9 protein-coding genes are annotated in these 12,211 nt (G+C 53.0%); 3 read left to right on the forward strand and 6 right to left on the reverse strand.

What is annotated here, in order from left to right; all coding sequences use genetic code 11:
- Positions 1-3: 3 nt before the first annotated feature.
- Positions 4-588: a histidine phosphatase family protein gene (locus LXM90_RS28125; RefSeq protein ID WP_234081353.1), complete on the reverse strand. Its 585-nt coding sequence runs from the start codon at positions 586-588 to the stop codon at positions 4-6.
- 420 nt (positions 589-1,008) lie between these two features.
- Positions 1,009-2,310, reverse strand: a complete 1,302-nt coding sequence (locus LXM90_RS28130; RefSeq protein WP_234081355.1) for an ATP-binding protein — start codon at positions 2,308-2,310, stop codon at positions 1,009-1,011.
- 296 nt (positions 2,311-2,606) lie between these two features.
- Here LXM90_RS28130 and LXM90_RS28135 point away from each other — a divergent pair, with 296 nt between their 5' ends.
- The gene (locus LXM90_RS28135) at positions 2,607-3,197 is read left to right on the forward strand and encodes a recombinase family protein (RefSeq protein WP_234081356.1); all 591 of its coding nucleotides are present in this window, start codon (positions 2,607-2,609) and stop codon (positions 3,195-3,197) included.
- A 48-nt stretch (positions 3,198-3,245) separates the two neighbouring features.
- Positions 3,246-4,154 (forward strand): ADP-ribosylglycohydrolase family protein, encoded by a 909-nt coding sequence (locus LXM90_RS28140; RefSeq protein WP_234081358.1) that lies wholly within the window; start codon positions 3,246-3,248, stop codon positions 4,152-4,154.
- On the opposite strand, the gene LXM90_RS28145 is transcribed toward LXM90_RS28140, so the two are convergent.
- The gene (locus LXM90_RS28145; protein ID WP_234081360.1) at positions 4,144-4,311 is read right to left on the reverse strand and encodes a hypothetical protein; all 168 of its coding nucleotides are present in this window, start codon (positions 4,309-4,311) and stop codon (positions 4,144-4,146) included. The two genes, LXM90_RS28140 and LXM90_RS28145, sit on opposite strands and share 11 nt — an antisense overlap.
- A gap of 438 nt (positions 4,312-4,749) precedes the next feature.
- Positions 4,750-6,741, reverse strand: a complete 1,992-nt coding sequence (locus tag LXM90_RS28150; RefSeq protein WP_234081362.1) for an adenylate/guanylate cyclase domain-containing protein — start codon at positions 6,739-6,741, stop codon at positions 4,750-4,752.
- Between the two features lie 814 nt (positions 6,742-7,555).
- On the opposite strand from LXM90_RS28150, the gene LXM90_RS28155 reads away from it, so the two are divergent.
- On the forward strand, positions 7,556-8,554 hold the full coding sequence (locus LXM90_RS28155; RefSeq protein WP_234081364.1) for an ABC transporter substrate-binding protein: 999 nt from the start codon (positions 7,556-7,558) through the stop codon (positions 8,552-8,554).
- 121 nt (positions 8,555-8,675) lie between these two features.
- Here the strand turns inward: LXM90_RS28155 and LXM90_RS28160 are convergent, their stop codons facing one another.
- Positions 8,676-8,978 carry a hypothetical protein gene (locus LXM90_RS28160; protein WP_234081366.1) on the reverse strand — a complete coding sequence of 101 codons (303 nt, stop codon included), beginning with the start codon at positions 8,976-8,978 and terminating at the stop codon, positions 8,676-8,678.
- Positions 8,979-9,178: 200 nt separating this feature from the next.
- A complete protein-coding gene (locus tag LXM90_RS28165) occupies positions 9,179-11,674 on the reverse strand; it encodes a hypothetical protein (RefSeq protein WP_234081368.1) in 2,496 nt (831 codons plus the stop codon).
- Between the last annotated feature and the right edge of the window lie 537 nt (positions 11,675-12,211).

The following is a 12,211-nucleotide window of genomic DNA, read 5'->3' on the forward strand; positions in this document are numbered from 1 at the left end:
GTTTCAGCCCTCAAGCTCCGAGAACGGCGCATCGCTGTCACCGCTCATCAGACGTGGGGATAGTTGGCGGAACGACCAGGGAGCGTCAGGGACCGCCCTATCGAACCGGAGAACCACGTCGAAGCGGTCCCCGTCCCATTTGGTCGGAACGCCGGGGATGGTCTGGGAGCCCTTGAGAGCCGGGATCAGGTCCGTGACGATGGCCTTATGCTCCCAGAAGACGATCACCACCCCGGTTAGGCTCCGTATCTCATCCGCGAGTTCGTGCTCTTGCGAGACCCCATAGTCCGCCCTGAGGGGTAGTTGCAGGCGTTCGGCTAGGGGCGTCGCGGTCTCAAACGGTCGGTGGCTGAACTTGGCTTTCTTGAACACAGGCTCGGGCTTGGCCGCGTAGATGACGTTTGGCTTAGTGTAGTCGGAACTGCACAGGTCGGATCCGAACAATGCCGCCCATGCTCCGGCCCTTTGCCATCCCCGTATCACGAGGGACTTATCGTCAATGGTGCCGTCTGCCGTGGTGCCATCCCCTGGGAAGCTACCACCCGGCTTCTCGGCATGACGGATGAACATGACAGTCAGTGCGGACATAAGGGCTCAGTGGCTCGGGTGCGGCTTGTTGGTGTGTCGGCTCCCGGTAGCAACTAGTGCCCATTGCCAAGCCTAACAGGGTGACCGCCGAGGCCGAACTGAGAGGGCACAAGGTCGGCAAGTGGGTTCGTGAGACCGTCAAGCTCGACCCAGGAGTCGATCCCAATCACGGCTGGCGACACACTTGGAAGACACGCGCACTCGGAGCCGGGATCGAGGAACGCCTACGCGACGCAATCACCGGCCATCGTGTCGCGTCGGCGGGGAGACGATACGAGACCCCGACCCTGGCGATGTTGGCTGATGCGATGGAGCGGTTTCTACGCTACCCCATGGCATAGCAACTTCGACCGAACCGCTCGCGCATACGTATCAGCAGAGAGGGATACGAGATGCCTACTGTCAGAATATTGGCCGCAGCTACTCGCCTTTATCCTCGGTACGGATGGCGCTACTATCTTCCAGCTCGATCTTATCGGCGGTATATTGAAACGGCCGAGCAGACGCATACGCTTTGAACAAACTATCGCTAAATCTATAATGTCGCTCCCGAGTCTTCTGCAACACTGCACCAAACTTTTCTGATACTAAATGTCCAACGTAAACTGAGATTGCTCCCGTGTCCATGCCGCGAGCCATAGCAATACGCGGATATACGACGCTAGTATTTATTTCATCTCCATCTGAATCGGCAAACGATTTAAGGACAAACTCTCTTACGTATGAATGACCGATCGCTTTAAGGTACGAGCCTTCTTGTACCTTAGCTGTGCCCTTGTTGGCAATCTCAGCTAGCACTTCCCGCGCCATACTCTCGGTGATTACTTTAAGACCGTTCGAGACTGCATTTATTAAAGAGTGCTTACCAAGTAGATGAACATAGTATGGATGCCCCTTAGCAATCTGTATTATCCAGTCCCGTGCCTCTGATGAGAATGAAATGCCTACTTTCTCTAGCACTACGTGAGCGTTCTCGAATATAACACCCAATTCTTCATTGCTCATCGGCGGCATTTCTACACAGCCGTCGGATATCTGTCTTACGATGGATTCATGTCCCGCAATAAGTTCTTGGGGCGTCGTCCCAACACCGACCAGAGCGAACTTAACTCGAGGATCAGCGCCTCTGGCACGAATGATTGACGGCAAATCGTCCCGATTCTTTATACGGTCAACCTCGTCAATAATGAACAGTATTCCAGATACCACGCCGCTACTAAGTATGTGGTTGATAGCATTGCCGAATGTGGCATACAGGTCCTGCTCCACAGACTCTCTTGACAGAGTATCACTGTTGTTTAGCTTCCCACTCAGGCTAAATATTTTGACGTTGAGGCCGCCCCCTACTTCGCTTCCCGCAGTCGTCTTCTCGACCTTGTAAGGTATCCAGGGCGCAAGGGCCGTATCGTCTGTCAAAAGTCGAAGGATCAAGGCGCGAACATCGGTGACACTATCATCACATTCGATGCTTACCACCAAGAAATCAGGCGCAACATCGGGCTTCAATGTAAGTTTATCTATGACGCCTGTATCGCCCTGCGCTAAACTGGCAAGCTGTGCCGCAAGTGACGATTTCCCTACCCCACGGTTGCCGTAGATTACTATTTGAGTTCCTTGCGACAGAAGGGCGATAGATACGGCATCCAGTTGTGATTGCCTACCAGCGAACCGCGATGGATCGCCGATTGCCAAGGCTGGCGTGAAGACATTGAGTATATCCACTCTGTTCTTACCTCGATGACGGCTTGAAATGCTTCGTAAACTGCGGCTGACCTCAAACGCAAATCAGAGCTTTCGTCGCACCTCTGTAATGACGTCACACTATGTGCCTCGGCAGCCGCTTACAGCCCCCGCCAGAAGCGCTTCTCGGCTGATGCTGTCCAAACTGAGTAAACCCGAGCGAGACAACGGCGCGAGACAGCCCGCACCATCGAATGATGTCTCGTATGGGTTTCCGTCGAGATTGCGAGACGCTAAGGTGGGCGGGTCTAGAACCATCCGAGACAGATGCTCCACCTATGGCTATCTACGGTTACGCTCGCGTGAGTTCATCATCTCAGAGTTTGGCGATTCAGCAAGAGGCGTTGGAAGCCTCAGGTTGCGACGTGATCCGATCCGAGAAGGTGACCGGCACGAAGCTGGAAGGTCGAAGCGAACTGGAAACAATCATACAGTTCGCGCGCGCAGGAGATTCTATAACTGTTACACGGATTGACCGACTGGCGAGATCGGTGGCGGACCTTGCTGCTATCCTTGCCCGGCTTGAGGCAAAGGGCGTGTCCCTAAGGGTCCTTGAGCAGCCGGTCGACACGTCCACGGCAGCCGGGCGGTGCTTCCTACAAATGCTCAGTGTCTTCGCCGAGTTTGAGACAGCGATCCGCCGAGAACGCCAGCTTGAGGGCATCGCGAAGGCCAAGGTCGAGGGCGTCTACAAAGGCAGGAAGGCCACCATCGACGCCGAACGGATCAAGGCACTGGCCGCACAGGGAATGGGTGCCACGGCCATCGCTAAGGAGCTGAAAGTCGGTAGGGCATCGGTCTACCGGCTGCTGCAAGGGTCGGATCAGTCCCCTCGCGCAGAAGGTTCGGGGATCGGAAGGGCTGTTTGAAGGGCCGTTTATCCGTAGAACGCCGATCCGAGCACAAGGCCCTTCTGAATGTCCGAAACGATCCGCAACCGTGCCCTTGGGGCATTCATCGGCCTTGCTGTCGGTGATGCCCTAGGGACGACGCTTGAGTTTGAGGCCAGGGACGCGAAGGCACCGGTCTATGACATGGTCGGAGGCGGCCCGTTCGATCTGCTCCCGGGACAGTGGACTGACGACACGTCCATGGCTCTCTGTCTCGCCGACTCACTGATAGCCTGCGATGGCCTCAACGAACGCGATCTGATGGAACGGTTCTGCCGGTGGTATCGGGTCGGCGAGAACTCCTGCACAGGCGGTTGCTTCGATATCGGCGTGACGACCCGCGAAGCCTTGGAACTGTTTCGACGCACCGATGATCCCCTGGCCGGTCCTACGGATGCCAGGACAGCCGGAAATGGATCCATCATGCGCCTCGCTCCCGTGGTCCTACGCCACTGGAACGATACCGAACGCCTGAGGGATGTGAGCCGGCGTCAGAGCTACACGACACACGGTGCTGATGAGGCCGTGGACGCCTGTGATGCCCTGGCGACGGTCCTGGCCTCGCTGATTGCCGGAAAGCCTCTCAGGGTCGTGCTCGCCGGATCGCATGGCGCCTACTGTTCTGGGGTTCAGACGGTCATGAATGGTTCGTATCGAGGCAAGGCACGATCCGCGATCCGATCCTCGGGCTATGTGGTTCATACCCTTGAAGCGGCCCTTTGGTGCGTATCCGAGACGACGACGTTCAGGGATGCCGTGCTTCTGGCCGTGAACCTGGGCGACGATGCCGATACGGTAGGAGCAGTCACCGGACAGATTGCGGGAGCGACTTACGGTGTCTCATCCATCCCCGAGGAATGGTTTAACCGCCTCGCCTGGAATGATCGTATGGTTGAGACCGCACAACAGTTATACGAAGCAAGCATCAGGGCGTGACGATTTCGAAATCTATGCCCGCGTGATCGTACGTCGCATCCCACTCACCACCATCCTGTAAGCGGAAGCCGAAGCATAGGGCATGATCCAGCCAATCGGTCGCTTCCATCCAGTCATAGAACGAAACCGAGTCGGCAAAGGCCCGGTCGAAGCTCATCTGAAACTCAGCACAGGCCGATATGACGGGAAGCGGGCCATTCTCGAAGCTGCACGATAACAGTTGTACGGAACGCGCCTGGATAGCGCTCTCAGGATGCAGCAGGCCCTTATCGCGATGCTCAGACTCAGGTTCAATCCGCGCGTAGAGTAACGGTTCAACGGTGCGCCTGACGACCGCCCATTGATCCCTGGGCCACGATCTATGCCACCCTCGATCATTCCATAGCTGTTCGCACTGAAAGATAGCGGGCGGTAGGATCGGCTTGGGATCCTCCGTAAGGTCGGGCGTACCGTTCTTAAGGCAGGCTAGGACGGCATGACTGTGCATCAGCGATTATAGCACATTGCCCCCAATGGGATAATGTAAAATCTCATCGGGTGGGCTGTATCTATTAGGTGGCATCGCAACCTCTTGATGTCGCCTTAGGTCGTTCGACTAATCTGTTAATCCTTCTGGAAGTCCGGCCATTCGCAAGCCCTCTATGATGAGTTGATACTCTTTCAAAAAGGTCGGATTCCGGGACCAATCCGCTTTGGCCCATTTCTGCACGGTGTAACCCGGCATAAGAGTCAACACTTTCTGGACCGATTCTCTCGCTCTTTCTTTCTCACCAAGCCAAGCATTAGCTGCGGCGAGGTCGATATAAGCTTGCCAATACGGAACGTCGGATACTGAACGCTCACACCAAGATATAGCTTTGTCCCATTCCCCTTGATGGACATATGAATGGCACATCCAATATTTCCATATGTTTGCAAGCGGGTCTCTTGGGCTAAGCCGCAACGCTGTAGTGATGAGTGGTCGCGATTCAACTGATTTACCCATCAATATTTTAGTTAGCCCCGCCGTAGCGTAGGCAACGGCCAGATTTCGATCACTTTCTATTGCCGATCTATATTCGATTTCCGCGCCTTCCAGTTCGCGCTTAGCTCTAAGAACATCGCCTTTTACCATCCTCCCGACAGCATTTAAGGGATCTGCATTCAACACGATCGATATACTATGTTCCGCCAGCTCAATGTCTTTTGTCAGATCGTCACTCCATCGAGTAACAGCTATTGCAGCAAGTGTACGTGCGAGGCCAAGATGCGCCTGAAACAATGTGGGATCAATGTCCAGAGCTTTTTCAAATATCTTTCGCGCCTCAATCATGCTCTGTTTAGTTCTAGGTTTATTATAAATGGAAAACCCGATCATCGCCAGATCGGCCGCGGAAGGGCTACCTGATCTGTCTCGAATAACTCGAAGGCTTTCCGCTTGAGTAAGCTGAACATCAAGTGATCTAGCAAGTCTAGCCACGAAATCAGCTTGTATTTCCCCAAGTCGGCTACGCTCGCCTTCGAATCGATCGGCCCACACATGACTCCCTGTTTCTGTTGAAATGAGCTGTGCGTTTAGAACAACATGGTCTCCGGTCCTTCTGACGCTTCCTTCTAGAGCGTAACGGACACCAAGATCCCGTCCTATTTGCTTGATGTCTACAGCCTTTCCTTTGTAACTGAAGGCCGTGTTGCGGGCTATCACGAAGCTGCCGGCAAGGTGCGAAAGATCAGTGGTCAGGTCTTCTGTGAGGCCATCGGCGAAGAACTCCTGCTCTGGGTCGTTGCTCAGATTGGCAAAGGGCAGCACAACGATTGAGAGGGGCGGCAGAGGCTTCGGCGGGAGACCGTTCTGGACGGCAAGCGTGCTCTGAGCTTTGGGTGGTTGGGTCGGCCACAAGGACCATGACAAGCCGCCTACGACCGCGACTGCGACAACCCCAACCATGGAGGCGAGCCCGACAAGGCCGAATCGCCGAGGGCTTTCAGTAGCAATCTGAGGGCCGGGCTGTCTCACTGCTCCGTTCAGCTCAGGTGCATTCTCGGTGTCGTCGTCCTCGTCGTCGATAGGTACAGCGAGGGCCTGAACAGCGTGAGCGGATAGGGCAAACACGCCGACAGGCCGAGCGATGTTTTTGAGTTCGAGCTTACCCATGTCCTCGAACTGGTAGGGCAACCTATCCCGGACTTGTTCATGGACCGAACGTGAGACGCACAGGCCGCCCGGTTCGGCCAGGGGCTCAAGGCGCGCGGCAACGTTGACCCCGTCCCCAAACAGATCCCCGTCCGGTTGAGCGATCACGTCGCCCACGTTGATCCCAAAGCGCAGCCGGAAGCGTTTGTCCTCTGGCAGGGTTGGTTCCAGATCCGTCGTCGCACGTTGGATGCGGACGGCGCAGGCTACGGCTTTGAGCGGGCTTGGGAACTCAACCAACAGACCATCGCCCATGGTTTTGACGATCCGGCCTTGGGCCGATTTGATGGCTGGATCCGTGATGTCGCGACGTAGGGCTTTAAGGCGCCGGATCGTGCCCGCTTCGTCCAGGCCCATCAGTCGGCTGTAACCGACGATATCGGCCACCATGATGGCAGCGAGACGCCTACTCATCGCCCTCCCATCCTCCGGCTGTCGACCGAAACCGAGCCGCTTCCTTGGAACTATCGTAACATGGAATCGCACTTTGAATGCAAGAGCGGCATGGCTGTTATCTCTTTCCGACATAGGAGTGCGGAGTGGCACCGAACCGGAATCAGCATTGCGGCATCCTTACCTCATAGCCAAACCGGGAGGCGACCGATGTTAAGGCATGTAGCCGGTCTCGTAACCGCTATGTTGAGTAAATCGAAGGACATTCGCGACCTTAGTCGCTTCGATTGTAGATGTCTCGAGGATATAGGTCTGGATCCCAAGGATATGGAGCGCGCTAGCGATTGGCATTGTTGCCGACATGCGCATCATCCGTCTTGGGATGATGATGTAAGATACTGCGGACGGCATGATTTTCGGCAGCATACCTAACCGGGCAACTACTAGAAATCATTTCAGTGAGCGGGCAAAACTTGCCGTGGCCCCATCAGATCACCGAGGCCATCCTGATGCCTTCATCCGCTATGAGCCATGAAGCGTAGCGGAACTTCGACCGGGATCACTAGGTCTGACCAGTACCTCTGGCGCAAAGATGCATCCGGGCGTATCGAAGCTACAAGGGAGCGTCCTGAGCGATATCAAGCGCATGGCAGACGATGGCGCCGCTTACGATCTGACGGTCATCCCCGACGAATGGCTCGGGAGGCGTAACAGGACGGCACGGCTTCTCGCCTCGTTACGATATCATAGGGGCGAAAACACAATCACGCGCGCATCCGGATTGCTCCTATGTTAGCTTCTCCGCGAGTGTCCCATGCGATGCGGCAGGCCAGCGATGAAGCGCCGACAGTTTCTCGTTTCAGGTCTCATCTGTCTTGCTTATCAAGACCGAGCCAAAGCCGTCCAAGGTGAAACGGTTCATAGGCTGGCCGTCCTACACCCATCAGAACCAACTGGAAATCTTACAGTAAACAGTAGCAACCTTGTCGGCAACGCTTTGAAACATCTTGAGAAACTCGGCTATGTCGAGGGGAAGAACCTCGAAGTTGGGCGCTATTCGGCGTTAGGTTCAACAGAGAAGTTGCGGGAACTAGCCGCCGAGGTTGTCCTAACCAAACCGACTGTGATACTTGCAATAAGCGGTAAGACGGTCTCGCATCTGAGCAAGCTGACGCGCACTATCCCGATAGTCGGAGTGATGAGTGATCCAGTTGCTTATGGTCTAGTTACTTCTGTTTCACACCCAGGAGGCAACATCACCGGCGCATCCGTGGACCCGGGAATCGATATTTGGGCGAAACGAATCACGCTGCTCAAAGAAGCTGTACCGGGCATGTCCAAGGTCTTCTTTGTTGCTCCGGATTCAACATGGACAACAGCAGTAGGATTAGGGGTGAAGGCCGCGGCTGAGAAAACAGGCGTTGAACTGATTGGACCACCTGTTGAAAATCCTCACGGCGGAACTGAGTATACCAAGGCGTTCTCGGAAGTATCAAAGCGGTCGGATGCCATATTAGTGAGTAGCGCCGCCGAGAACCGGACTCAGGGAAAACTCATAATCAAGTTGGCACAGGATAATCGATTGCCCGCTCTGTACCCATACCGGACCTATGTTACCGACGGTGGTCTGATGGCACACGATCTTGACATTGCGGATATCTGGACCAAGGCAGCAGATCAGATTGCGATGATATTCAAAGGCGAAAATCCCGGCGACATTCCTATCTATCAACCCAGGCAATATCACTTGGTCATCAACATGGAGGCTGCGAAGAACATAGGTTTTCAGTTCCAGCAGAATATAATAGCCATGGCTGATGAAGTGATCGACTGAGATGGCGCCTCATCATACTACTGGTATCGAAGAAAACCCATTGCTCTACAGGACCTCACAGGCACCAAGGACTATCCGGAAAGCATATTGGATAGTCCTTGGTGCTAAAGATGTCGTTAAATCATGCAGCTAGGTCGACTGGCCAACCATTCTTCCGAGGGTAAACTAGGTTCATCATTAGATTTTCGTAGAGGATGTCCGTCTCCCATTGATCTAACAGGATCAGATAGCGCGCAAGAATGAGGGCTTCGAACATCAACGTCAGGTGCTGAGGTTTGATCTGCCCTGTCTCATCCAGATAGTGTTCGATGTCGTGAGCTAACTCATCCAGCTCATATGACAGGCGCCTGTATTCCTTTGCTTTCTCCCCAGCGTTCAAGTAGTAGCGACGATCCGCTTCACTAGCTGCCCTGAACACCATCATGCGTAGAATGTACGTAGAATCGCTAGTCCTGTCGCACGGTCGGATGTGGAAGTTTTTTGAAATGAGGTCGTAATCAGGGTTTATCACTGATTTAATGTCCTTAATGATCGATATTTTTGTGTAATGATGAAGGGCGCCAACTAAAGCGTCGATACTTTTTCCAGCGCCCTCCGAATGGTTGGTCAATATGAGTTGGAAAACTAAGCCGCGTCGCCTGTGAAGTACTTGAGCCTGTAGTTTTTCAGATTATCCATTAGGCGATCAACCTGTTTAAGTCTTTCAGCAGGCGATCTGGCCGTCCTTGCAGCATACCTCAAGTGCTCCCACATATGTTCCAGAGGAAGATTTAGGTCTCTCAGTCGCCCATACAGTACGAATATGCCATCATGGCCTTCACCGGGCAACGTTCCAGTTCTGAGCCATTCATTCAATGCTTCTTCGATGCCGATTCTTTGGTGTTCTGTGAGGCCGTGAAGATCTTCGATATAACTGTTATTGAATGCGACGCTCTGTGGTTCCGGTTCCTCGATAGGTGGAAGTGACAGGAGCCATTGATTCACGTCGAGCGGTGTTCTCCCGGGCCCTGAGTGATGATTGAAGAAACTTTGCCCGGACGGTGAGCGGCATGGGAGATGAAAGAGGGAATAGGGCCCCCTTTTACTCATATCGATGCCGTGTCTCTTGCGGTTGCCTCCTATGCTGAAACGGTCGTTCTCGCTGGCGCTTCCACTCCCGTTCGGCTTCGCCGTTCCCTTGATTTTCCCTTGATAACCCGCATCCTCAATGGTCTGGATAAGAGCCTGGATGATCGCGGTGTATTCGGGTATGAACATCGGCCGAGTCGTTGGAATGTAAAGCCGATAACGAAGATCGGTTGGAGAGTTGCTGTATGTCGAGTATGTTACCATTTGTAAGTCACTGAATATGTCTGCTAGCTGTGTCGGTTCTAGTTCACTGTTATCGAAGTCTAACATGAAACCGGAGGCGAACACGACATTGAGCTTGCTTCGCTTTCCCTTGCTTCCGACCCATAGTGGATTGTAAAACGCCGGGGACACAAGAAGCACGTCGTCTTTTCTTGGATATGACTTGTTGCTCTGTCTCTTGAGCCAACTGATGTAGGAGTTTTCCTTCTTAGCTATGACCTTACCATCGCTTCTTTTAAGTGTCTCAAACCAAGTGGATCTATAATGTGCGACGAAATGATCTATATTATTTAAGGTATTATCGTCGCCATCTGATTCATGAAAGAAAGCGACGTTCTCCATCATGTCCACGCCGATTCGGTCAATAAACTCATTGATCTGCCTCACCTTGTTCTTCTTGACAATGCGGGATTGGTTCTTTCGGTCATTATCATTATTGAACAAACTGGGCCTTCCACGATTACCGGCCAAAGGCTGATTGAGCGACAGCGAAATACATGTTGATCCCTCAAAGATGCGTGACAACCATTCCGCATGACTCTGAGACGGAACCACCCATATCCGTTCACGACTCATATCACCGTCACGCATCGAAGTTCGGCTGATTGCTTGATAGATATTGTGACAAGCGAATGAGATTGCCTGTTTATCACGCGAGAACTTATACTCTTTAGCAAGAAATCTGCCAGCCACCGGTGAGTAGTTCGTTGCTGGAACGATGATGGCGTGGTCAATATGGCGGTACTTGTTCAGTCCGTGCGAGCGACCCGATATCATACAACTTTTATTCGCTTTAGATAGAACGCTTGTGTGTTTGATGTCATTGTTTTCCAGGCTGATGTGCTCTCGTTGGCCCATGACCTCTTTCGCTGCCGATATGAATCCGCCGTACCACTCTGTGTTCTTATTGCGGGTTGCTTTAGAGTAGTTTCTCTCAAGCCCCCAATAGATCTTGGTCTGCCCATAGCCATCATGCTTGTTGAACCTAAGGCGTGCAGTTAGAGTGGTATCTTCCTCCCATTTCACGCCTTCTTGTTCCCATAGATGATAATGTAGACTCTCTTGGAACCGTGCAGAGAAGACAGTAGTACCACCGAAAGCGGAGATCAGCCGAGGGTGCAAGACTGAGATGCAATACAGCTTTCCATTCTTGCCTTTGCGCTGAATGAGTTTGTCGTAATCCGACTTAAGCGTGAAGCAATCGAAATGGGGATTGATAATCTTCTCTGCCGTGCCCCTAACAAGCTCCCGGTAGGCGTCTTTATTTCGGTTCTCTACAATCGCTGTCAGTGCTGTATTGTTGGTCGACACCAGACGTGCGTAAGGGGATCCGTCCGATATTGACCTGAGATTGTTGGTGAACAACTGATGACTATCGTGAAGATTAAGTTCGGCGGGATGAAAAACATCAAGTGTTTCGTCAATGTAGCAATGCCAATCACTCAAGTCCAAAGCAGGCGACAGGTTACAAAGGGTGGCATGGCAGATTGCTACCACCCGGCCAGAGCCTAGAGATACATCCAACAGAGCCCTTTCAACGTCGACGCGGATAGAGCCCTTGCTTTCAGGCCGCTCTCGTTTCGAATGGTAGACTTCCAGAGGTATTGCGGGGAACAGGGCATTGAAGCGGCTCTGATATTCGTCACAGGTATCCGTTGACGGACCAACTATCAGTGACTTAAGCCCATTCAGGTATCGTCTTCCAGATTCCTCTAGTATCACACCAGTCTTGTTGCTGGATGTTGGGCCGGACACAAATCGTAATAACATACTTCACTCGGTAAATAGGCGCGCAAAATGATGGCCCCGCCTTAATCGGAGCATGATGATTGAGCGTCAGTTCGGGAATGGGCCCCAATGGAGTTTGAGGCCGTGATTGCAACCGCCGGACATCGCTGCGGTATGCCCATCTTATAACTCAATATTATAAGTGTGTAAACCCCACTCGAGGTAATATCTTCGCAACGCTAGATTTTTGTTTTGAATAACTGTTATTTCTAAGTCAGTCAGAATCCGGGGCAAGCGGTCGATATAACTATTATACGATCCTGCCTCACTGATCCTTGCTATTGTGGTCATGATACGATCGTGGCCTGTTCAGCCGCCCTTGGATCCGAGAAGCCCAGATCGGACGATAGCCCTGGATTGCCCTTGACGATCACACCAAACTCTCACACATACGGTCTGTAGGATTGTCTCTCTCAAGTCGTCTGCCCTGAGACTACTGGTAATATGACGGTGAAATAGCCGTTCATCGGGGGTTCGATCCCCTCCGCCGGCACCACGACATTCGATCGCCGAGGCCGG

The sequence above is a fragment of the Methylobacterium oryzae genome, from assembly GCF_021398735.1.
GTDB lineage: Bacteria > Pseudomonadota > Alphaproteobacteria > Rhizobiales > Beijerinckiaceae > Methylobacterium.